The 21,868-nt window shown below is 42.1% G+C and carries 20 protein-coding genes; 12 read left to right on the top strand and 8 right to left on the bottom strand.

All coding sequences use genetic code 11. The annotated features are described in order from the left end of the window. Positions 1–636: 636 nt before the first annotated feature. A complete protein-coding gene (locus JMX97_RS12775; RefSeq protein ID WP_227671600.1) occupies positions 637–1,350 on the bottom strand; it encodes a DNA glycosylase in 714 nt (237 codons plus the stop codon). 384 nt (positions 1,351–1,734) lie between these two features. On the opposite strand from JMX97_RS12775, the gene upp reads away from it, so the two are divergent. Both upp and JMX97_RS12765 read left to right on the top strand, forming a co-directional pair. Continuing rightward, on the top strand, positions 1,735–2,376 hold the full coding sequence (gene upp, locus JMX97_RS12770; protein ID WP_201558704.1) for a uracil phosphoribosyltransferase: 642 nt from the start codon (positions 1,735–1,737) through the stop codon (positions 2,374–2,376). Positions 2,377–2,479: 103 nt separating this feature from the next. Further along, positions 2,480–3,232, top strand: a complete 753-nt coding sequence (locus tag JMX97_RS12765; RefSeq protein ID WP_201558703.1) for an SDR family NAD(P)-dependent oxidoreductase — start codon at positions 2,480–2,482, stop codon at positions 3,230–3,232. Between the two features lie 52 nt (positions 3,233–3,284). Here the strand turns inward: JMX97_RS12765 and JMX97_RS12760 are convergent, their stop codons facing one another. Next, a complete protein-coding gene (locus tag JMX97_RS12760; protein ID WP_201558702.1) occupies positions 3,285–3,986 on the bottom strand; it encodes a hypothetical protein in 702 nt (233 codons plus the stop codon). 247 nt (positions 3,987–4,233) lie between these two features. Here JMX97_RS12760 and JMX97_RS12755 point away from each other — a divergent pair, with 247 nt between their 5' ends. The 3 genes from JMX97_RS12755 to JMX97_RS12745 all read left to right on the top strand — a co-directional run bounded on the left by JMX97_RS12755 (position 4,234) and on the right by JMX97_RS12745 (position 7,105). Continuing rightward, entirely contained in the window at positions 4,234–5,145 is a 912-nt protein-coding gene (locus JMX97_RS12755) for an ABC transporter substrate-binding protein (RefSeq protein WP_201558701.1), read from the top strand. A gap of 14 nt (positions 5,146–5,159) precedes the next feature. Further along, complete coding sequence (locus tag JMX97_RS12750; protein ID WP_201558700.1) at positions 5,160–6,107, top strand: alpha/beta fold hydrolase; 948 nt, start codon at positions 5,160–5,162, stop codon at positions 6,105–6,107. A 161-nt stretch (positions 6,108–6,268) separates the two neighbouring features. Further along, positions 6,269–7,105 (top strand): alpha/beta fold hydrolase, encoded by an 837-nt coding sequence (locus JMX97_RS12745; RefSeq protein WP_201558698.1) that lies wholly within the window; start codon positions 6,269–6,271, stop codon positions 7,103–7,105. 81 nt (positions 7,106–7,186) lie between these two features. Here JMX97_RS12745 and JMX97_RS12740 read toward each other — a convergent pair whose 3' ends face one another. Together JMX97_RS12740 and JMX97_RS12735 are read right to left on the bottom strand one after the other, a co-directional pair. Beyond that, positions 7,187–7,426 (bottom strand): DUF1653 domain-containing protein, encoded by a 240-nt coding sequence (locus JMX97_RS12740; RefSeq protein WP_201558697.1) that lies wholly within the window; start codon positions 7,424–7,426, stop codon positions 7,187–7,189. Between the two features lie 237 nt (positions 7,427–7,663). Beyond that, on the bottom strand, positions 7,664–8,914 hold the full coding sequence (locus tag JMX97_RS12735; protein ID WP_201558696.1) for an alkane 1-monooxygenase: 1,251 nt from the start codon (positions 8,912–8,914) through the stop codon (positions 7,664–7,666). 255 nt (positions 8,915–9,169) lie between these two features. Between JMX97_RS12735 and JMX97_RS12730 the strand changes: the two genes are divergently transcribed. Further along, complete coding sequence (locus tag JMX97_RS12730; protein ID WP_201558695.1) at positions 9,170–10,255, top strand: AraC family transcriptional regulator; 1,086 nt, start codon at positions 9,170–9,172, stop codon at positions 10,253–10,255. Between the two features lie 210 nt (positions 10,256–10,465). Here the strand turns inward: JMX97_RS12730 and tyrS are convergent, their stop codons facing one another. From tyrS to JMX97_RS12715, 3 genes are all read right to left on the bottom strand, one after another. Further along, on the bottom strand, positions 10,466–11,677 hold the full coding sequence (gene tyrS / locus JMX97_RS12725) for a tyrosine--tRNA ligase (RefSeq protein WP_201558694.1): 1,212 nt from the start codon (positions 11,675–11,677) through the stop codon (positions 10,466–10,468). A gap of 423 nt (positions 11,678–12,100) precedes the next feature. Further along, complete coding sequence (locus JMX97_RS12720; protein WP_201558693.1) at positions 12,101–12,538, bottom strand: DUF3429 domain-containing protein; 438 nt, start codon at positions 12,536–12,538, stop codon at positions 12,101–12,103. A gap of 184 nt (positions 12,539–12,722) precedes the next feature. Next, positions 12,723–14,138, bottom strand: coding sequence for a DASH family cryptochrome (locus JMX97_RS12715; RefSeq protein WP_201558691.1), 1,416 nt, complete (start codon positions 14,136–14,138; stop codon positions 12,723–12,725). Positions 14,139–14,381: 243 nt separating this feature from the next. Here JMX97_RS12715 and JMX97_RS12710 point away from each other — a divergent pair, with 243 nt between their 5' ends. Beyond that, positions 14,382–14,612 (top strand): hypothetical protein, encoded by a 231-nt coding sequence (locus JMX97_RS12710; protein ID WP_201558688.1) that lies wholly within the window; start codon positions 14,382–14,384, stop codon positions 14,610–14,612. Positions 14,613–14,775: 163 nt separating this feature from the next. Here JMX97_RS12710 and JMX97_RS12705 read toward each other — a convergent pair whose 3' ends face one another. Further along, a complete protein-coding gene (locus tag JMX97_RS12705) occupies positions 14,776–16,269 on the bottom strand; it encodes an aldehyde dehydrogenase family protein (RefSeq protein ID WP_201558687.1) in 1,494 nt (497 codons plus the stop codon). A 375-nt stretch (positions 16,270–16,644) separates the two neighbouring features. Here JMX97_RS12705 and JMX97_RS12700 point away from each other — a divergent pair, with 375 nt between their 5' ends. The 5 genes from JMX97_RS12700 to JMX97_RS12680 all read left to right on the top strand — a co-directional run bounded on the left by JMX97_RS12700 (position 16,645) and on the right by JMX97_RS12680 (position 21,374). Next, entirely contained in the window at positions 16,645–17,262 is a 618-nt protein-coding gene (locus JMX97_RS12700) for a TetR/AcrR family transcriptional regulator (RefSeq protein WP_201558685.1), read from the top strand. 214 nt (positions 17,263–17,476) lie between these two features. Beyond that, positions 17,477–18,688 carry an iron-containing alcohol dehydrogenase gene (locus JMX97_RS12695; protein WP_201558684.1) on the top strand — a complete coding sequence of 404 codons (1,212 nt, stop codon included), beginning with the start codon at positions 17,477–17,479 and terminating at the stop codon, positions 18,686–18,688. A 140-nt stretch (positions 18,689–18,828) separates the two neighbouring features. Further along, positions 18,829–19,890 (top strand): NADP-dependent oxidoreductase, encoded by a 1,062-nt coding sequence (locus JMX97_RS12690; RefSeq protein WP_201558683.1) that lies wholly within the window; start codon positions 18,829–18,831, stop codon positions 19,888–19,890. A 172-nt stretch (positions 19,891–20,062) separates the two neighbouring features. Continuing rightward, positions 20,063–20,740 (top strand): type 1 glutamine amidotransferase domain-containing protein, encoded by a 678-nt coding sequence (locus tag JMX97_RS12685; RefSeq protein WP_201558682.1) that lies wholly within the window; start codon positions 20,063–20,065, stop codon positions 20,738–20,740. Between the two features lie 4 nt (positions 20,741–20,744). Further along, positions 20,745–21,374: a glutathione S-transferase family protein gene (locus JMX97_RS12680; protein WP_201558681.1), complete on the top strand. Its 630-nt coding sequence runs from the start codon at positions 20,745–20,747 to the stop codon at positions 21,372–21,374. Positions 21,375–21,868 lie beyond the last annotated feature (494 nt).

Below are 21,868 nucleotides of genomic sequence, written 5' to 3'. Positions count from 1 at the left end.
TTCTGACTCAACCAACTTTATTTTTTAGCATTCCGAATCAGCAAAAATCCACACAAGTTGTTCTTTAGTTATGCTTTTAAATAGTGTTATTCACTGTCGTCCAGTAAATAATGTTTCTGCTATTCGATTAAAGCGATTTGCTTGTCTCGTTTAGCGATCTGACTAGTATAGCATCGTTTGATACCCTGTCAACCCTTTGTTCTATTTCGTTTCAGTAAGTTTGTCAGAGTATAAGTAATTTACTTATGTCGCTGGCTTCCCTTGCTGAGGGGCGTATTATAGACGCTTTTTATGCTGTGTCAAGAACTTATTTTTAATTGGTTTTTAAAGTTAATCTTAAACTCTAATTCCAATTTAGCAAATCTCTAATCTCATTTGGTAAACCAAATGATCTAAAGCAGCTCCGTTCCGATAGGGGCGTATTATACGCAGTTCTGATTGAGCGTCAAGGGGTTTTGGAAGCGTTTTTAATGTTTATAAACTAACTATTTGGATGTACTGAAATACTATTATATTTATCAGTAAGTTAGTCCTAAAAACAGTTTTAAATTTATTGTTCTCTCTCTAGTACGCTAAATTATTATTATCATAGTTCATTTCACTATTATATTTTAACTATACCTCGCACCCTTCTATCTATAGCTTACCCACCTTTTTGAAGAACGCTTTATAGGCTTCGACTTTTTTATCTAAGCCTAATGGATAGGCACGCGATGTTGAAGGCAGTCTATATAGTGTTAAATCATTGACCTTTCCTGAGCTTGAGCTTTTATCTATGTCCTGCCATTGGTACGGATAATCCATACTTTGATTGGTTTTGGGGTATCGCGATTTGGGTGGTGGCGCATTGAGTAGATTAAGTAATACCTCAGTTGCCTTACCGCCTGTGGTAAATAACGCTTCGACTTTTGGCACTTGCAACAAAATGCTATCTAAATCAACCGTTGTGACGACTGTTAAATTCTTATCGGAGGCATTCCCAGTCTCGCGAATCGCTTGCACTACTGTGGGGCAAGAGGCAATACCACGCTCGAACATAAAGGCGCGGATACGCTCAGAATCAAAGCGCTTCTCATCCCCTACTCTGAAATAATCCGCATCATCAAAAAATACGCGGCCATAAATACGCCACATATCATTATAGAAGTTAGGATAATGAAAGCTCATTGCCCATTTATCAGCGGTCGGTGGAAACGTTCCCATCATCATGACTGTCGCATCTGGTGGTAAGACCGGGCCAAAGGGATGCGTTTCGATATTTGCTGTTTCTGTTTCTAAAGTTTGTGACCATACAAAGTCATTAGCAGGTTTTGATGGATCGGTGTGAGTATTCAATGGTGGTTTGGTCATGATATTCTTCATCAGAAAAGGTGTTTTTTTGGTATCATAGCAAGCGTAAACGCTGCTTAAGGTGAAATGGCTTTGATATAGTTGTGCTTGATTGTCATAAGACTTGTTATGAACCGCTATTTATAGTTATTAATCGGATAAACTTATTTCTAATTGCTTATCTCTAATTACTATAAAAGCCTGGGTTATAGAGTCAATATATGATTTGTTAGTTATGCCGATGGCTGTATAGTTGAATTAACCCGTAAAATAGCTAAATTCAAAGTACTGTTCTGCAGTGTGTCTATTTGTCGATTATCCATATAAGTGTCTATATTGTTTATCACAGTGGCTACTCTGATAGTGATACTGTGGGAACATACGACCAAAACTAAGAGAGTACTCATGAGTGACCTAAAAATTACCGTAATTGATCATCCGTTAGTACGCCATAAACTCAGCCTAATGCGTGAAAAAGACTGTAGTACTTATAAATTTCGTACGCTAACCAAAGAGCTTGCCCGCTTGATGGCCTATGAAGCAAGTCGCGATTTTGAGATTGAAACCTTTCCGATGGAAGGCTGGTGCGGTGATATTACTGGTGAGCAAATCGTGGGTAAGACGGCGACTATTGTACCGATTCTACGTGCTGGTCTTGGTATGCTAGATGGTGTGCTCGACTTAATTCCAACGGCTAAAATCTCGGTTGTAGGCTTACAGCGTGATGAAGAAACCTTGCAACCTGTGCCGTTTTTTGAAAAATTCGTCAGTCATATGGACAAACGTCCTGCGATTATCATTGATCCGATGTTAGCAACTGGTGGCTCAATGATTGCTACTATTGAGATGCTCAAAAAGCATGGCTGTAAAAACATTAAAGCATTAGTATTGGTCGCAGCACCCGAAGGTGTACGCTTGGTCAATGAAGCGCATCCTGACGTGACGCTCTATACTGCGGCATTAGATAGCCGTCTGGATAAACACGGCTATATCATTCCGGGTCTTGGTGATGCTGGTGATAAAATCTTTGGTACCAAACAGATCTAATACACATAACACCATCAATAACGGCGATAAAGAACGCTTTGTCACTAGCAAGGGTCATTGATGACTGCCACTAATAACTTATTATTAATAACAGGGATGAATGATGAACGTATTGATTACAGGGGCAAGTGCGGGTTTTGGTAAAGCGCTTACTAAGCGTTTGATTGCTAAAGGCCATCGGGTAATTGGTTGTGCCAGACGACTCGATAAGCTTAATACCATGGCAGAGAGTTTGGGCGAAACGTTTTTACCAGTGGCGATGGATGTCAGCGATACGGCTTCTATCCCACAGATAATTGCTGATCTGCCAGATGGGTTTAAAAAAATTGATGTCTTGGTTAATAATGCAGGACTGGCACTCGGTGCGGAGCCTGCCCAAAAATCCAATCTTGACGACTGGATGCGTATGGTCGATACCAATGTTAAAGGCGTGATGGCGCTAACACATGCTGTCTTGCCAGCAATGGTCGCGCGCGATAGCGGTTATATTATCAATGTCGGCTCTATCGCTGGCAGTTGGCCGTATTATGGTGGCAATGTGTATGGCGGCACTAAAGCATTTGTGAAGCAATTCAGCTTAAACTTACGAGCAGATTTGATTGGTACACAGGTACGCGTGACTAATCTTGAGCCGGGCAATGTCGCCGGTACTGAGTTCTCAAACGTCCGCTATCATGGTGATGATGATAAAGCTGCTAAGGTTTATGACGGCTTTAAAAGTATGACTGGTGACGATATTGGTGATATTTTATTATGGCTGATTGAGTCTCCAGCTCATATCAACGTCAATCGTTTAGAAGTGATGCCCGTGGCGCAAACCTATAACGGGCTGACTATTGCTAAGCAGGATGACTAGAACAGTGAGTTAGATAGTTACTAGCTAAATAGCTAAACTCAACAGCATTCTGTTAGCGCAGTTCATAACAGCGAAGCAATACGGTACTTTCTACCTTCTGTAGCTTTGCTGTTATGCTTACCTGTTCGTTGCTTACCTTATTATCGCTCACACTTTGCTCATCTACTAAACGTAAATCATTGAAATCTAAAATCAGTACTTCATTACGGGTGCGCTCGCTAGTGCGTTTGTTATGGCGTATTGGAAATCCTAGTACTTGCCTACCTTTCACCCAAATCTGATTAACAATAACTTCTTGAGAGCCCGTTAACGCTAATTTATTAGCACTCTGGTTGCCTGTCCACGCGCTCATCACTGCAGTAGCCGGATTGAGCGTAGTCGTTAGCAGCTTTTCACGGCGTACGTTTTTAGATATATTGCTAGCTACAAATAATATCTGATCTAACGGTAAATACTGCGCATGGCGCATCAGCTCATGGCGAAACAATGCCGGTATATCCATATTAAAACTGTCTTCACTTTGCTGATAAAAGGCGGCGAAACTGCGCTGAATATAGCGCCCAAATACCGTAAAGTTGATCCACTCTTGATAAACATCGTTTGCCAAAATCTGCTTAGTAAACGCTTGTGGATCTGGTGTAATCCTACCCTGTAGCATTGCTGTTAATAACACCTGTGGATCGTTAAATACCTGCTCCTCCCAAACTTGCGGATAAAGGCTACTATCAAGTTCTGGTAGCGTTGGTTTACTCATGACGCATCATCCTTTTTTATGTTGATAATCGAATACATAATCATCGCGGCTATCCTTTGCCATATGCTACTATTCACTTAATATTTTATACGTCCTTTTTGCTCTATAGTATGTTTATAATTGCTAACAATAAACTTCATTTACTATCAGATTACTAGGGTAGTTTTTATACTATGGTCAACTTGGCTGTTTTTATTACAGCAGGTTTTACTATAACAAGCTCTCATTATTTGTATAAGGATATTTTATGGCGAACACGGCACTTACCTTGACGTTAGAGTGGTTCTTAAATCCTGATCATCTGCCTTTTATAGCCGGAATCCACACCGGCGCTTATAAGAAGGCGGGTCTTGATATTGAAATGATCCAGCCAACTGAACATTATGATGGCTTTGCGGAGTTGCAAGCAGGCAATATTGATTTGCATGTCAATGAGCCTATCCATTTATTCGAGCATTATTTTGATGATTTAAAGGCACTGGGCTGTTTTTTTGTGACCGACGGCGGGGTTTTAATGAAGCAAAGCAGTATGGATAAGCTGCATCAAAATCAACCGATACGAATCACCACCCCAGCCGCTAATCCGATTACCAATAACATTGGCTTTGAGATTCTTAATCGCTATGCCAAGCAGAATGATTTTACGTTAGATCGCGATAATGTCGAGTTTGTAGAGACTGACTTTCAGCATCTGAATAACCTGCAACAAGGCGATGGGCAAGGCAAAGAACATAAAGAATTTGATGGGGCGTGGTTATGTTTTTATAACTTTGAAGGCATCGAAGCCAATCATGCAGGTCTTGACTATACTTTTATCGATCAGCATTTATCACCGTATCCGAACTTTTCCGCACTGGAGCTAATGACCACGCATAGCATATGGCAAGAAAAATCAGACGCGTTGCGGGAGTTTGTTAAAGTCACGACTGAAATGAGTCAGCTATGTACTAATAATCCGGCAGAAGCGCGTGCTATTTATTATGGTTACACTGATGAGACCCCATCTGCATTGATGGATGACATTATCAATGACACGCTAAAGCGATTGGTCACACCGATACAGCCTGACGCTGATCGTTGGTCAGAACTGCGTGAGATGTTGGCAACATTAGATATCGCAGCACTCAGTGATTCGAATTATGCCAAATTGTGGCAATAACGGTATATTAAAGCATGGTTTATAACATTCCGACTCTGTACCAACTACGGACCATTAATATTGCTGCTTCGGATGGAGCGCTGCTACCGGTCTCTGTGATTGGTAGCGGTCAGCCTGTGCTGATGCTACATGCGTTCGGTATGGATACGCGGCAGTTTTTGCCATTTATTCTACCCTTGGTGAATCAATATATGTTTTATTTACCGCATTTTCGTGGGTTTGGGTTAGCGGCTGATTTGACGTTGCCCAGCTTCAATTTTATTGAGCAATACGCATTAGATACTCAGCAAGTAATCCAATATATTACTAAAAGGACAGGTGTCAGTGAGGTGCCTGTCGCTGGTATTTCTATGGGTGCGCTGGTAATGTGGGCTTACTTTCAGCGTTTTGGTACGCACAGTGTCAGTCGTTATCTGAATATTGACCAAGCACCTATTATCCATAATCAGGCAGACTGGCAAGGTGGGGTGTTTGGGTCACGTCAAGCAGAATTATTTGCTCAATTCGAGAGCTTAATCAATAACGCTGAACCTTATATGTATCTTGATGATTTCCGTCATCTACCTTATAGTTTAAAAGTTGGTTTATTAGAAATGGAGCGCTCGTTCTCATTACTCTCTGTAAGTCGTAGACATTCGCAATTATTAGTGAAAACTTTGAGTTATCGTGCGCCACACAAAATCTCCCTAATGAACCATTCAACTTGGCAGCATAAACTGCGCTGTCTATCGGCTTATATTGAACTGCCCTATGATTATCGTAATACCTTAGAAACTGTGAATATTCCGACTACCTTACTGATTGGTGGTCGCTCGCAATTGTATGACCCAAAATGGCAACAATGTCTGTCTGACATGCTACCTGATGCTAATGCGCAAATATTACCAAACTCTGGACATGCGGTACCGCTTGATGCGCCTGTTGGATTTTATCGCGTGTTAAGGAATTTTTTGCAGGATTAATGATATTATTACGATTTCACCTAAAAAACCTCGTATTCAACGCCCTTGCTTTACAACATACCATAGTAATTTTTCTATCCTCTCTCTATACTAAAAAACAGGCCAATGTTGGTCAGTAGTGAACGTCACCATACAATATAATAATTTAAAAGGATATGACCATGCCCTACGTTACGGTTGCAACCCAAGCTGATCAACCTATCGATTTGTATTACGAAGTCCAAGGCACTGGCAAGCCTGTGGTCTTAATCCATGGCTGGCCTCTCAGCGGACGTTCATGGGAACCACAAATCGCTCCCCTTGTCGAAGCTGGTTTTCAAGTGATCACTTATGACAGACGCGGTTTCGGTCAATCCTCTAAGCCGTGGGAGGGTTATGACTATGATACTTTGGCGCAAGACTTAAAAGCCCTCATGGAAGAACTTGATCTAAAAGATGCAGCGATTGTTGGATTCTCGATGGGTGGCGGTGAAGTTGCTCGCTATCTTGGTCAGTATGGATCAGACCGTATCAATAAAGCGGTACTGGCTTCTGCAGTTCCGCCTTATTTGTTTAAGGCCGATGACAATCCTGATGGTGGTTTGGAAGAGCAAGATGTTCAGCAGTTCCTAGATGGAGTGAGCGGTGATCGCATCGCATTTTTAAATGACTTCACTAAGACCTTTTTTACCCCGAAAGATGGTAAGTTATTAGTTAGCAAACCTCTGCGCCTATATCACCGTGAGATTGCTGCGTTTGCTTCCCCTAAAGCCACTTACGATTGCGTCAAGTCGTTCGCTTATACTGATTTCCGTGATGACCTAAAAGCATTCGATGTGCCTACGTTAGTAATTCATGGTGATGCGGATCAGATCGTTCCATTTGAAGTCAGTGGCCAGCGCTCGCACGATATAATTGCAGACAGTCAGCTACATATCATTGAAGGTGGCCCGCACGGTAATAATGTGACTCATGCAAAAGAGTTTAACCAAGTATTGATTGATTTTTTGAACGATTGATTATTGATCTGTAATGAATGAAAAAAGCGACCTTAAATGGTCGCTTTTTTTGGTAGATATTTTATACGATAGTTTCTGAAATTAGTCAGCCAGCGCTTTAACAAGCTCAAACCTTGATACTTGCTTACCCTCTACTATGACCATTTCAGCAAACATCGCTAATGGTCGTACCCAAACGCCGTATTCACCGTACAGACAGCGATAAACAACCAATGTTTCTTCGGTTTCGGAATGTTGGGCGGTGTGCAAAACTTGGTACAGACTACCTTTGTAGTGCCGGTAGATGCCTTGTGGGATAGTATTTTGAGTTGATTGCGTCATAAGATTGCTTATATTCAATGTATTTTTAGGTCATTTAAAACAATGATAATTAGACCTCTTGCATAAGTCATCGCTAGCCCTCGTAACTCCGTCAGTGGAAGTCAATGAACTGGTACTTTCGCAAGAGGTCTATTATAGCTGACAAGCTTCAGTTGAATCATTGCTATAGCTTATTAATATAAAAAGGGTTAAGAAGGACTAATAACATACCATATATCTGCTAGTACCAACCTGATACTAAACTTGTTTGCGCAAGCGCGCTAACCATTCCAAGCCTTTAGTAGCCTGATCGGTTGCCCATTGCATACGTGGGCTAAGCGATTTATGGTGTTGATGTACTTTGCTCATGTCACCATCGTAATGTTGACGGACTCGCTTGTTCATTATAGCGAACCAAAGCGGCGGAATATATGCTGGTATAATCATACTGGCATAACCCGAAGGCAATTGCGGTGCCTCTTTAAAGTGGCGTAGCAGTTGATAGACACGGGAAGGATGGGCATGGTGATCGGAATGACGCTGCAGCTGGTACAAGAATAAGTTAGTCACCACGTGATTACTATTCCAGCTATGCTCAGGCTGGGTACGCTCATAACGACCATCATCGCGCTGCTCTCGCAAGAGACCATAATGTTCTAGGTAGTTGACCGCCTCTAATAGACTGAAACCATAAATAGCTTGAATGGCAATAAAAGGAATTATCTTTTTACCAAAGGCCTTATACATTACAGCATAGAGTACGGCTGACATTGCCCAGCCTTGCAGCAGCTCATTATCTTGATGCCAAAAAGACTGGTTTTTACGTGCCAGCCGATCAGTCTCAATGTCAATTGCTGAGCGTAAGCCACCAAACACAGTACGTGGTAAAAACTGCCAAAACGATTCGTTATAATGGCTACTGGCCGGATCTCTTGGGGTAGCAACCCAGCGGTGATGACCAAAGTTATGCTCAATAGCAAAATGTCCATAAGCCGTTGGTGCTAAACTGATACGGGATAAAACGCGATTGAGACGGTCAGACTTGTGCCCAAGTTCATGCGCAGTATTAATGGCGACACCATTCATTACCCCAGCCGTAACAGCAACCCCTAAATGGTTATACCAGGGCAAATCGCGTTTTATATATTGATAACTGAGCAAACCTAAGGCAGCATATTGCAATGGAATAAATGCATGAGCGATGCGCTGATAATATTGGTCTTGTTCTAACGCTTCAAACGCACCCTCAGGTGGATTACTGTTATCGTCACCGATAACTAAATCAGCGACAGGGATAACCCCATGGATAAACAATATTCCTGCCCAAGCGGTTACTGTATTCTTAACATCAATACCGTCTTGGTCGCGCAGACTGAGTGCAAACAAACAGCCAAGCAAGGGTAAAGCTGGACTAAATAGCCAAAATCGGCGTTTTGGATCTTGCCATAGCACGGAATCAGTCGCTGCTTTAATAGTTTCAAGCGCCCGTGCGTCTAATTGCCTAGTCATTGTATTGCTCCTCATCCATAAGAGACATTGCTGTCCATTAATTATGACAAGGTAGTTGAGTTAAAAACGAATTTATTGGCAATAAAATCTCACTTTGTGCCCGAAACTTACCTCTATAGCAGACTTCCATAACTATTTTAGGTATCTTGTTAGTCTGATGATTGCGTTTATTAGGACCTATCCTTTTATAATAGGAAATCTAATACTGCATAAATAACGAAAAGGATTAGTAAATAAAATTAAGAGACGCATAATATGGATGTTTTGAGTCTATTGTTCGAAGAGCTGCACTTACATAATGTGCAATACATTAGTGTCACCGCAAAGGACAGTTGGTGTCTTGAGCATTTGGCGCATGATTATCTAACCTTTATTATAGTGACTCAGGGTCAGATTGTATTGAACTATGCCGAACAGACACAGATTGTCAGTGATAATAATATGATAATGCTGACGCGAGCGCTCCCCTATCGCTGTCAATCGAGTGCATCACTTGCACCATCAGTTAGCCGAACTTTGATGCCAGCGCACGAGACCGGACAGACAGGTTTGGATATTAAGGGAGCAAAGCAGCTACCTACTAATATTGAGGAAAGCCCTTCAGATAAAGACCACGTTGACGATGCGCATACTGAGAAAACAGCTGAGACTAGTTTTATAATTGTGCGCTGTCAATTTGATAAGGATATGGCAACACCCTTACTATCTGCCCTACCTGCAAGCCTGCCACCACCGACGCAGCAGCGCTCGGCCTATCATAAAGTCATCACTATTGGGGTCAGTTTTTTTCAGTTGGAATCTAGTCTAAATCGGCCAGGCAAAATTAATATGTTGAATCGTCTTGCTAGTATGCTGATGATTGAATGTATCCGCGAATATATCGAGCAGTTAAATAGTGGCGCAATCAGCAAGAAGACTAAAACACATCAAGAGCATCGTGCTGATTTAGCTTCTACTTCTGCTACTAAGCCAAAGGTTTATGAAGAAAACCAACCCAATTTTCTCGCTGCCTTAAAAGACGCTTATCTCGCAAAAACTCTGTACTTAATGCACAGTTATCCTAACGAGCCTTGGACGATGACCCAATTAGCTAAAGAAGCAGGGCTGTCACGCACAGGACTTAACGACCGTTTCAAAAAAGTTATTGGCATTACGCCACACGTTTATTTAAGTCACTATCGTTTAAGGCTGGCTGCTAGATATTTGCGCGAGGAACAATACTCAATTAGCCGGATTAGTGAACTGGTTGGTTATGCATCGGATACTTCATTCCACGGTGCCTTTAAGCGCCGTTATGGGCAGTCACCGAGCCAGTATCGCAAGGCAATCATTCAGTCTTGAGTGTTTTTATTATTGTATAGTCAATCCAATTTGAAAAAAACACAGTGCTGCTGGAATGAATTTTTTTCAGTCTCTGTCCCGCTTGCGAACGGCACGCCAAAAAAAAATATACCAGTAGCACGTCGCCATAAGCGTAACTCTTTTACCATTTCAAAAAAATAAGGCTGACTATTAATGTCGGCCTTACTCAATTTAACTCTAAAAACCCAACTAACCCACTGTAACCTTAGCATACGCCTTCTTGCCAGCTTGGATAACCACCGTTTGCCCAGACGTTAAGCTAAAACCACCATCGACGACTTCGCCATCTACCTTCACTGCGCCACGTTTTATCATATCTTTAGCAGCTGAACTATTTTTAGTAAGCCCAGCTTGGTTTAATATTTGGGTGATAAATAGCGCGTCTTGACCTTCTAAATCTAGCGTCACTTCTGGTAGATCTACGGGTAATTCACCATCGGCTAAGACATTACCGGCTGACTTATGCGCGTTGGCAGCTGCATCGGCATCGTGAAAGCGTTCAATCAACTCTTCGGCTAAGAGACGTTTGATTTCTTGTGGGTTACGGCCTTTTTCCATTTCTGCCATTAAGCCTTCAACGTCATCCATTGGTTTAAAACTTAAAAACTCAAAATAGCGGCGGATTAAAGTATCTGGCATGGATAGGATTTTTTGGTACATCGTGCCCGGTGCATCATAGATGGCTACGTAATTGTTCAAAGACTTAGACATTTTATTAACGCCATCTAAGCCTTCTAGAATCGGTACGGTAATACAAACTTGTGGCTCTTGACCATAACGACCTTGCAAGGTACGTCCCATCAATAAGTTAAAAGTCTGATCGGTACCGCCAAGCTCGACATCCGCTTTAAGCGCGATAGAATCGTAACCTTGTACCAATGGATAAAGGAATTCATGGATTGAAATTGGCGTTTGTGCCGCATAGCGTTTAGAGAAATCGTCACGCTCAAGCATACGTGAAACCGTTTGCTGGCTGGCAAGCTGAATCATATCTGCCGCTGACATGTCGTTAAACCAATCAGAGTTAAAGACCACACGAGTTTTTTCTTTATCCAAAATCTTAAAGACTTGCTCAGCATAAGTTTCAGCATTGGCTTTAATTTGCTCAACGGTCAATGGCGGACGGGTATTGTTTTTGCCAGAAGGATCACCGATTTTGGCCGTATAGTCGCCAATTAGGAAATAAATCTCATGACCTAAATCTTGAAAGTGCTTGAGCTTATTAATCAATACCGTATGACCTAAATGTAGGTCAGGCGCGGTCGGATCAAAGCCGGCTTTGATACGCAGCGGACGGTTGAGCTTAAGCTTAGCGACTAAATCCTCTTCAGATAGAATCTCTTGCGTACCGCGTTGGATAAGGGCCAGCTGTTCTTCTAAGGTATATGATTGTTCAGTCATGATTTTCTCTTTGTGGTCTATATTGAACGATTTGCGCCTCGAAGAGTTTTAGAACCTCGAAGGCATACAAAAAATATTGTAATTTGGCAGATATACTAGCGTTTTTTAAGGTAAATTGCCATGACTAAGCCCGTTAAGATACCACTCACTATAGTCAAATAACCGATATATTACCGCACAACCAAAAGGAAGTAGAAGAACAGCCTATCAACACAATCCAACCGCCACTCCTGACGTTTTTTATTGACCTAGGCTTATGTCTTTTCGATGGGATTTATCTAGGTTACCCAGTGTCATGTGTCAGCAATCTTTTGAGTATGCCCGATATTTAGTGTAGTGCTTTTGATATTCTTTGATTATATTTCAGTTTTTCAACAGTAGGTTTCGATTCTATTATAGGTTCCTTACCAACATAAGCAGCACTTATAGCTGGACACCTGCAATAATTAAGGATATGACTACCATTGCAGTGACGTATTGTCTGACTTTGAAATAGTCATGACGAATAATCTGTGCTTGATGAAGACCGTAATCAATGACCAACAGGCTAACAAACCCAATAATCAGCAGCCAAATAAAACCAAAGGTTGATAGCGTCAAAAACCCTAGCCACAAGCCAAGCGCGATGATATTACTAAATACAGGTAGCTTGAACACCCATGTATCGTCATCAGCCAAGCTAAGATGATTGCCCCAATGTGCGCCTGCCATAAATGAGGCAATCACCAACCCATAAATAGATAGAATATGTACAGTTTTTCCCAAAATTGGGATAGCATCAACATCGATAGTAATCAAAAAAGCGCAGACTACGAACGGAATAGCACCCGCAAAGGTTAGATAAGGGCTTGGCTTTTTCATTTTTTAAACCTATCTTATATTCAGGGTTTTATTTTTCAAAGTTTTAATTGAGAGTTTGACTGCTATAGCCGATTCAATTTAATTCTGGTACAAGAAAATCGAGTTCAGTTGTACCAATAGTACTTCAAACGAGATTTACGATGTAACAGTTTTGAAGTGGATTGACTATTATTATTTTGCAACCTTACCCCACCTTACCTTGCCATTTTTTAATAAAGTCGCCATTCGGGTCATATTGCTGGGTCTGTTTTTTGAGATTAAATTGCCTGCACCCTCTAGGATCAGCGCCAACTCCTGCTAAATACTGCCAATTTCCCCAGTTACTAGCAACATCATAATCGATAAGATGCTGCTCAAAATAGGTCGCGCCATAACGCCAGTCCAGACCCAGCTCATGAATGAAGCAGCTAGCGGTTAATTGTCTGCCGCGGTTCGACATATACCCCGTACTTTTTAGCTGATTCATACAGGCATTGACGATTGGATAGGGCGTTTCTCCATTTTTCCATTGCTCTAACAGCTTTTTATCAAAACGGGTCGATGGCGACTGTTGGGCAATCCCTTGAAAAGTAAAAAGCTTCTGACAATGGGTAACCGCATACCAATAAAAATACTCACGCCAAAGCAGCTCAAACCATATCCAGTAGGTTGACTCGTTAGCGATAGTATCGCGCTCATAATGACGCAAACGATTCAATAACGTGTTTACAGACAACGAGCCATTCGCCAGCCAAGCGGAAAATTTTGTGGAATCCGCCCAGTTATCCAGCGTATTACGCGTAGTTTTGTAGGTACTCGGAGAGCTGGAATCAAAATAGGTATCCAAATGGTTCAGACCGCTTGATTCGCCGCCTTTGAACTCATGGAGTGACGAGTATGTCGTGCCAGTGCCGGCGTCAGTAACTGCAACGGTTCGTTCGTTAAAATTTTTGCTTGCAAAAAAGTAATCGCTTTTACTTACCATGCTTTCAGGCATTGGCGAGAGCGATTTTGGTTTTTGACAAAGTATAATGCTATTTTCTGCATTTAATAAATCATAATCCGATTCAATTTTTTTGCGGAACTGAGTAAAACTTTTGGGCAAACCATCCAGCGGCAGTGTGTCAAATAAGGTGGCCGTTAATTGCATATGCCAGCGTACCTGTGGGTACTTACGTTGTAAAATATCATAAGCTTGGTTTTGGTTATAATCTGCCGTTTGACTCACACATATATCAGTGACGTATTGTTGCTCGATAAGCTGGCACAGCTGTACAAAGGTGTCTAATGCCAATGGCAAACGTTCCTGTAAGTGTAGCAATCTATTACCAAGCTGCTTTAGTGACTCATTTAAGTCAGCCAAAGTTTCGGCTAAAAACTGCTGGCGGGCATTACCCATATTGTCGTAATGATAAGCTTGGTTCTTGGTTTTTTTTTCGGCAACATTCATCAAAAATGGCGCATAAACGAGCATTAACCGCCCATTATCGCCACCTGCTATTTCAGCAGCTTTGACCAACGTGGCATTATCATCTACCCGTAAATCATTATGGAATAAGACCAATGCAACCTTTTTTGCCAACAAGCTATCTGACGGGTTCTCTAATGGCGGATTTGACATATCATAAATTTCCCAATATTTAGATTCATTCAATTAGTAACAACGTCCACACTCTAGTATTGTAAAATATCACATACAGTAGAAGACGTCTTTTGAGATTTGTCCAAGGGTCTATCTATACCATTTTTGGGGCACACTGTTGAGTCAAAATCAGGTTACGGCTATTGGATTGATTTATTCTAATTATGAGCATTGACTCTCACTGAGCGGACTGATTAAATGGTTTACACCTAGGAGAATGCCATGACTGAAGAAAATGATCCAAATAAAAGGCGTAAAATTGTCAATAGATTTTTGATTAAACTCACGCAAGAAGAGCCGCAAATGTATTATGCTACGACTTCTGAAGTCGCTCGCAGTATTCATACTATGATCAAAGAGCACACCAACCGCTTATCGGTAGAAGAGCAAGCGCTCGTTAGAGGGATGACTATCGAAGATATTCAGGGCATGCTAGGTTTTAACCTTAAATAAGCGTGTAAAAAATAGAACAACAATATCTTCTACTACATACATCATAAACAAAAAAGACCGCCCTCATGGCAGTCTTTTTTTGAGCTAAAATTTCAAGCCAAACGTCTAAAATAAATGCTTACAACAGCTTATTTTAAAACGGCCAACTCTAAAACGGCTAACTCTAAAACGGATAGTCACGTGGGGTATGCTGAACCGAAATCCAATGCAAAGTTGTAAACTCTTCAAGTATCCACTCACCATTAAAGCGACCAATACCTGAATTCTTTTCACCGCCGAACGGTGCATTGCTGTCATCATTTACTGAAATATCATTAATATGGGTCATGCCGGCTTTAATACCGCGCGCAAAACGTAGGCCTTTTGCCATATCTTCGGTAAATACCGCACTAGATAGCCCATACATAGAGTCATTAGCAATCGATAATGCATCTTCTTCGTCTTTGGCACGGATAATGCCAACCAAGGGACCAAATACTTCGTTACATGACAAGTCCATCTCGCGCGTCACTTCAGTAAAGATATGCGGCGGGACCACTTGACCTTTAATTTCACCGCTTAAAATCATTTTTGCGCCTTCTTGCTGAGATTTAGCAATTTTATCTTTTAACGATTTGACTTGTTTTTCGTTAATGATGGGACCAACTGCTGTGTCCTTTTTATTAGGATCGCCTACGTTCAAGGTCTTAACGTGAGCAAGGAAACGCTCTACAAAGTCATCGTAAACTTCATCTTCGACAATAATGCGATTAATAGCAATACAAATCTGACCTTGGTGTAGGAATTTACCAAAGGCCGCCGCTTTTACCGCTTGCTCAATATTGGCATCTTTTAATACGACAAATGGACTGTTACCGCCCAGCTCTAACGCCACTTGCTTGATATAATCACCACCATTGGCCAGCTCACCGATATGTTTACCTACCGAAGTCGATCCGGTAAACGATACCAAACTAGGAATATCGTGAGTGACAATCGCGTCCCCTATCTCACTACCAGCACCAACCACCACATTCAGTAGTCCCTTTGGCAAGCCGGCTTCTTCAAATATTTTCGCAAGCAATAAACCACCGGTAATCGGTGTATCACTAGCGGGCTTGAGCACGACTGCGTTACCAAGCGCTAAAGCCGGGGCAATAGAGCGTTGAGTTAGGTGAAGCGGAAAGTTCCATGGGCTGATAACTGCAATCACACCCATAGGCTCACGATAAATGAAGTTTTCTTTACCTGGCGTATTAGAAGGGCGAATTTCGCCGTGCACACGGTTGGGGAAAGTCGCTGACTCAAGAGTAATAGCTCGCGCACTACTAAACTCTACCATAGCTTTAATACGGGTACTGCCCGACTCTTTGACTAGCCAATCAATAATCTCATCTTGGCGTTGATCGAAGATACTGACCACTTTATATAGCACACCTGCACGCGTCGCTGGGGTTTGCTTGGCCCATTCTTTTTGTGCCTCACTGGCGGCTTGATAGGCCTCATCGAGCTGCCCTTCTGTCGCTTGTTGAATTTCTACAAGCGTATCGCCGTTATAGGGATTGGTATTGGTGTTGACATTATCGTCTTTACCTTTTTGCCACTCACCTGCGATGTACTGCAGATGGAAGTCACTATAGGCGCTGTCATTATCAGGGTTAGTATTATTGGTTGACATAATTATCCTTATTTTTACTTTATTTGTATTTAAAATTTATTTGGAAGATCTGATTTAACGGTTTGGGCTAGAAATATCTAAGCTAGTTTTTGGAACAAAAAGTCTCACACAAGAAATGTTTTTAAACTCAATTTTAAGCGGTGAGCGTGTGCAAAAACTGATGAGCTCAAAGCCTAACTTGCTAGACGACTGGTCTAATGCTATCATAGCCACCAATAAAACAAGAAGACTTAGTCCGTAAATATTGTTGATAAAACGTAACGCATACTGATTAATGTCATCAAAACACGTCCCCAATATAGCGTTCAAATACAGCGCTCAAATACAAAACTGACCACCCTATTAATATGAATCTTTAAGGAGAACATCCCCTTTATGTCCGATACCATAAGCGCTACACCTGTAAATATTGCCACAACAGATACTAGAGCTCATCTACTCGCGACTGGCTATCAGCTGATTGCCAAAAAAGGCTTTACCGCTGTGGGTCTTAAGCAAATATTAGACACAGCAGGCGTTCCGAAAGGCTCTTTTTACCATTACTTTGCTTCTAAAGAAGCCTTTGGTGAAGCCATTATCAATCATTACTTCACTCTATATAAGACACGCCTAGAAACTATTGATGCAGAAGAAGTTAGCGCGCAGCAAAAGCTTTATAACTACTTCCAAAACTGGTATGACACCCAGCAAAACGGCTGTGATCACGAAAAGTGCCTAGTCGTCAAACTCAGTGCTGAGGTGGCAGACATGTCAGAGCCCATGCGTAAAGTGCTTGATGCAGGCTACAAACAAACAACTTCGTGGCTCGCTGAACAGATCAAAGCGGGCTGGGCAGATAACTCCGTACCGCGTCATGAAAATATCTCAGCTGAGAGTATGGCCAAACGTTGGTATTTTGCCTGGCTTGGTGCCAGCTTGATTGCAAAGATTAGCCAGACCAATACTCCGTTAGCAGAAGTATGGCAGATGACCACTATTGAAATGGGTCGTTAGAACTCTGTCTAAAGGCTGTCTTTAGTTAAAGCAATGAAGCACGACACTGTGTTAAGTAGTTGTCTGTTAAGTCACTATGCGATACTTTTGTAAGTAGCACTAGACGACCGGTCTAATTAATGTACAATGCCCACAGATGCAAAGAACGCACATTACTTATTATTATTCAATTTTAGAAAGTCTCAACACACCCTTATTAAGTTTTAGGAATATTATGAACAACTTTCAATATTACAATCCAGTACGCATCGTTTTCGGTGAAGACCAAATCAAACAGTTATCAGATCTAGTGCCTACTGATGCTCGCGTCCTTATCACTTATGGTGGTGGTTCAGCACAGCGCACTGGTACTTTAGATGAAGTAAAAGATGCGCTATCAGCGAATGGTAATCGTGAAGTATTTGAGTTTGGTGGTATTGAACCCAATCCAGAATTTGTCACCTTATTAAAAGCCGCTGACATGGTCAACGAACATAACATCGATTTTCTATTGGCGGTCGGTGGCGGTTCAGTCATTGATGGCAGTAAGTTTGTGGCGCTAGTAGCATCAATGACTGAAGAAGACGGTACTGTGTCACGTGAACAAGCTTGGGATGCCCTAACAAGCTATTGCAAAAATATAGACTCTGCTGTTGATTTAGGCGCTGTCTTGACTATTCCAGCAACTGGTTCAGAGATGAACTCAGGCGGCGTTGTTAATTATAGTGAACGTCAAGCGAAACTACCGTTTGGCAACCCACTCGCCTTCCCTAAGTTCTCAATCTTAGATCCTACTAAGACCTTAACCTTGCCTGAGCGTCAAGTAATGAATGGCGTTGCCGACGCCTTTGTCCATGTGATGGAGCAATACTTAACTTATCCGGTCAATGCAAAGGTCCAAGACGCATTTGCTGAGAGCTTACTGAAGATTCTTATTGAAGAAGGTTTGGTCGTCAAAAATAATCCAAAAAACATGGAAACACGTAAAAACATTATGTGGACCGCAACCATGGCACTGAACGGTTTGATTGGTTCTGGTGTACCACAAGATTGGACGACGCATATGATTGGTCATGAATTGACGTCATTGCACGCTATTGATCATGCCCGTACGTTAACGATTGTGTTGCCATCAGTGATGCGTGAGCTTAAAGACAACAAAAAAGACAAGCTGCTCCAGTATGCACGCAATGTTTGGAACATCACCGATACTGACTTAGACGACGATGCCATCATCGAGACCGCTATTGCTTATACCGAAAACTTCTTCCGTGAGCTTGGCCTACCTGTCAGCCTAGACGATGTTGAACTAGACGCCTCTGCCATTGACCCGATTATCAAACAGCTTGATGCACATAAAATGGTCAAATTGGGCGAATATGGTACTAACGGTTTAGAGGTATCACGTCGTATCCTACAACGTGCGGTCAGCAGCAAAGCGTCTTAATAAAAAACGCCACAGTAATAAGAAACACATATAGTTATGCTATCTATAGTAGCTACTCAGTGCTGAGTAGTTACTACAGTAGAAATAAAGCACGTTACAACAAAGAACCTTAAAATAAATAACTAAAAAGGATTCCTAAAATGAGCTTCGATAACAATTTTAATGAGCAGCAAAATCAACAACAAAATCGTCAAATCAAACTTGCCAGTCGCCCTCATGGCGCACCAACGAACGACAACTTTGAGCTGGCTACTGGTGATATTCCAACGCCAAATGACCAGCAAATGCTGCTACGTACTGTGTATTTATCACTTGACCCTTACATGCGCGGACGTATGAGCGATGCAAAGAGCTATACCGATCCATTGCAAGTTGGTGACGTCATGACTGGCGGCGTAGTGGCGCAAGTGGTCGAATCTAACGTTGGCAACTTTGCAGTAGGCGACTTAGTCGTAGCCAACTCTGGCTGGCAGGACTATAGCGTCAGCGATGGCGAAGGCGTGTTAAAGCTTGATAAAGACATGGCCCACCCCTCTTACGGTCTTGGTGTCCTTGGTATGCCGGGCTTTACCGGTTATATGGGCTTAACTGATATCGGTAAACCACAAAAAGGTGAGACCTTAGTGGTTGCAGCAGCAACGGGTCCGGTCGGTGCAACCGTCGGACAAGTTGGTAAGCAGTTAGGCGTGCGAGCAGTTGGCGTGGCAGGTGGTAGCGAGAAGTGTGCCTACGCGGTCAACGAATTAGGCTTTGATGCTTGCATTGATCACCATGCAGACGACTTTGCTAAGCAGCTCAAAGACGCTTGCCCAGATGGTATCGATGTCTACTATGAAAACGTCGGTGGTAAAGTATTTGATGCCGTATTGCCGCTGCTAAATGCTCATGCCCGTATCCCAGTGTGTGGCTTAGTGTCGCAATACAACGCGACCGAACTGCCTGATGGTAAAGACCGCTTGGGACTACTGATGGGACATGTTTTGAGTCAACGTTTAACAATCAAAGGCTTTATCATCTTTGAAGAGTACGGCGATCATTTCCCAGAGTTTTTACGCACTATGAGCGGATGGGTTGAATCGGGCAAAGTTAAAACCAAAGAGCATCAAGTCGAGGGTTTGGCACAAGCACCACAAGCCTTCTTTGACATGCTAGAGGGTAATAACTTTGGCAAAACTGTCGTTAAAGTTGCTGACGTTAAGTAACTCTTAGCTTTATTAAATAGCCCATAGTTTTAATAATTATTAACATTAATAATAAACATTTAAGCTCAAAAAAAGATACGGTTAGTACTCATGTTTATAAATCTAGAAAAACCAGTTTTATAAATTATGGCTACTAACAAACAATTTCAATAACTAATAAATAAGGACAATTATGAATATTTTAATGGTACTGACTTCACACGACCGTCTAGGCGATACTGGCAAGCAAACTGGTTTTTGGCTAGAAGAATTTGCGGCACCTTACTACGCATTTATTGATGCTGGCGTTAATGTTACGATTGCTTCTCCTGCTGGCGGCCAGCCACCCCTTGACCCTAGTAGCGATACGCCAGATGCACAAACAAAAGATACCACACGTTTTAAAGAAGACTCTGACGCTCAAGAGCATCTTGCCAATACTAAGAAACTCGCTGATATGAAAGCTGAAGACTTTGATTCAGTATTTTATCCTGGTGGTCACGGCCCATTATGGGATTTGGCAGTGGATAAAAACTCTATCAATCTGATCGAGACTTTCGTTAAGCAAGACAAGCCCGTTGCTTTTGTTTGTCACTCTCCAGCAGCCCTTAAAAACGTCAAAGTCGATGGCGAATACTTAGTAAAAGGTAAAAAAGTCACTGGCTTTACCAATTCAGAAGAAGAAGCAGTTGGCCTTACAGATGTGGTACCCTTCCTAGTAGAAGATGCACTTATAGCCAATGGCGGTAATTACGAAAAAGCGGCTGACTGGGAATCGTTTGTGGTAGAAGACGGCTTGTTAATCACAGGGCAAAACCCAGCGTCATCAGAAGAAGCTGCCAAACGCTTACTGACTAAGCTCAGAGGTTAATACTATGGTTCGCTTGCATCATCTTAACCAGTCACGCTCGCTACGCATTTTATGGCTTTTAGAAGAGCTGGGCGAGCCGTACGAAATTATTAGTCATCAGCGAGATGCTAAGACCCATCTAGCACCTGATAGCCTAAAAGCTGTGCATGCCCTTGGGAAGTCACCGGTCATCGAACTGGATGGTCAGATATACTCAGAGTCAGGTGCCATTACTGAGCTATTGATTGAACGCTTTGCGTCAGATCGCCTACGTCCTGCTCCTGATAGTGCAGACTATGGGTATTATCTGCAGTGGATTGACTTTGCCGAGAGCTCGCTAATGTTGCCATTGATGCTTGAATTGTTTACCAAAAAGGCAGGCATCGATGATAATGAGTTTTTGAATGGTTATATCGATAAAGAAAAGACCAGATTGTTTAAGTATTTAGATGCAGCGGTCGAGGGTAAGTCTTTCATCGTGGGCAACCAACTTAGCGGTGCTGACTTTATGCTGTCATTCGACTTGATCATTCTTGCTCAGCGTCAAAAACTAGAGGCATATCCGCATATTAAACAATACGCGGACAAGCTGGCCGGCCTTGAAAGCTATCAGCGTGCGATGCGCCTTGAAGCTGAGCATGATGAGTCAAAATAAGCCTGAACGTGGCCCATCATAAATGCTCAATATAAAATATGATAAAATAGCTCAAGTAAGTCTTGGGCTATTTTTTTGTCGTTTTATTAGGGCGTGTTGAACATTCACAAATAAGCACTGCTGATAGCTGCTAGTTAATCAAAGCTGTGTTCCAGACAAGAGGCAAATCGACGATAATGCAGATGCCTTAGCTAGGTTTGCTACACACTACTCATGAATAGCTGGGGGGCAGTTTTAGCATCAGCCCTGAGGACGGAGTAAGCAAAGCACTGCTTTGCCCGTCCGCAAGACAAGAGCTATGCTCGCAGTTGGACAGGACTCTTCTTTGCCGCTACTTTACCAAAACTATCCGCTTAGAATGACTAAACTATAGTCAAAGAACCTAACAACTATCACAGATAAAGAACCATAAGAAGAACAACGTATCAATACAATCTAAACGCCACTCTTTACGCTTTTGTTTAATCCATGCCCATGTCTGCTCGATAGGGTTT

The sequence above is a fragment of the Psychrobacter sp. 72-O-c genome, assembly GCF_904846605.1.
Taxonomy (GTDB): domain Bacteria; phylum Pseudomonadota; class Gammaproteobacteria; order Pseudomonadales; family Moraxellaceae; genus Psychrobacter.
Note: the sequence above shows the minus strand (reverse complement) of the source record. Positions and strands in the feature narration are given on the sequence as shown.

Excerpts from the sequence above, each read along its gene's own strand:
- JMX97_RS12690 (WP_201558683.1), top strand. The coding sequence starts at position 18,829 with ATGAGCTTCGATAACAATTTTAATGAGCAGCAAAATCAACAACAAAAT.
- JMX97_RS12740 (WP_201558697.1), bottom strand. The coding sequence starts at position 7,426 with ATGACGCAATCAACTCAAAATACTATCCCACAAGGCATCTACCGGCAC.
- tyrS (WP_201558694.1), bottom strand. The coding sequence starts at position 11,677 with ATGACTGAACAATCATATACCTTAGAAGAACAGCTGGCCCTTATCCAA.
- upp (WP_201558704.1), top strand. The coding sequence starts at position 1,735 with ATGAGTGACCTAAAAATTACCGTAATTGATCATCCGTTAGTACGCCAT.
- JMX97_RS12745 (WP_201558698.1), top strand. The coding sequence starts at position 6,269 with ATGCCCTACGTTACGGTTGCAACCCAAGCTGATCAACCTATCGATTTG.
- JMX97_RS12765 (WP_201558703.1), top strand. The coding sequence starts at position 2,480 with ATGAACGTATTGATTACAGGGGCAAGTGCGGGTTTTGGTAAAGCGCTT.
- JMX97_RS12695 (WP_201558684.1), top strand. The coding sequence starts at position 17,477 with ATGAACAACTTTCAATATTACAATCCAGTACGCATCGTTTTCGGTGAA.
- JMX97_RS12715 (WP_201558691.1), bottom strand. The coding sequence starts at position 14,138 with ATGTCAAATCCGCCATTAGAGAACCCGTCAGATAGCTTGTTGGCAAAA.
- JMX97_RS12735 (WP_201558696.1), bottom strand. The coding sequence starts at position 8,914 with ATGACTAGGCAATTAGACGCACGGGCGCTTGAAACTATTAAAGCAGCG.
- JMX97_RS12680 (WP_201558681.1), top strand. The coding sequence starts at position 20,745 with ATGGTTCGCTTGCATCATCTTAACCAGTCACGCTCGCTACGCATTTTA.
- JMX97_RS12710 (WP_201558688.1), top strand. The coding sequence starts at position 14,382 with ATGACTGAAGAAAATGATCCAAATAAAAGGCGTAAAATTGTCAATAGA.
- JMX97_RS12760 (WP_201558702.1), bottom strand. The coding sequence starts at position 3,986 with ATGAGTAAACCAACGCTACCAGAACTTGATAGTAGCCTTTATCCGCAA.
- JMX97_RS12730 (WP_201558695.1), top strand. The coding sequence starts at position 9,170 with ATGGATGTTTTGAGTCTATTGTTCGAAGAGCTGCACTTACATAATGTG.
- JMX97_RS12775 (WP_227671600.1), bottom strand. The coding sequence starts at position 1,350 with ATGACCAAACCACCATTGAATACTCACACCGATCCATCAAAACCTGCT.
- JMX97_RS12720 (WP_201558693.1), bottom strand. The coding sequence starts at position 12,538 with ATGAAAAAGCCAAGCCCTTATCTAACCTTTGCGGGTGCTATTCCGTTC.
- JMX97_RS12705 (WP_201558687.1), bottom strand. The coding sequence starts at position 16,269 with ATGTCAACCAATAATACTAACCCTGATAATGACAGCGCCTATAGTGAC.
- JMX97_RS12685 (WP_201558682.1), top strand. The coding sequence starts at position 20,063 with ATGAATATTTTAATGGTACTGACTTCACACGACCGTCTAGGCGATACT.
- JMX97_RS12700 (WP_201558685.1), top strand. The coding sequence starts at position 16,645 with ATGTCCGATACCATAAGCGCTACACCTGTAAATATTGCCACAACAGAT.
- JMX97_RS12755 (WP_201558701.1), top strand. The coding sequence starts at position 4,234 with ATGGCGAACACGGCACTTACCTTGACGTTAGAGTGGTTCTTAAATCCT.
- JMX97_RS12750 (WP_201558700.1), top strand. The coding sequence starts at position 5,160 with ATGGTTTATAACATTCCGACTCTGTACCAACTACGGACCATTAATATT.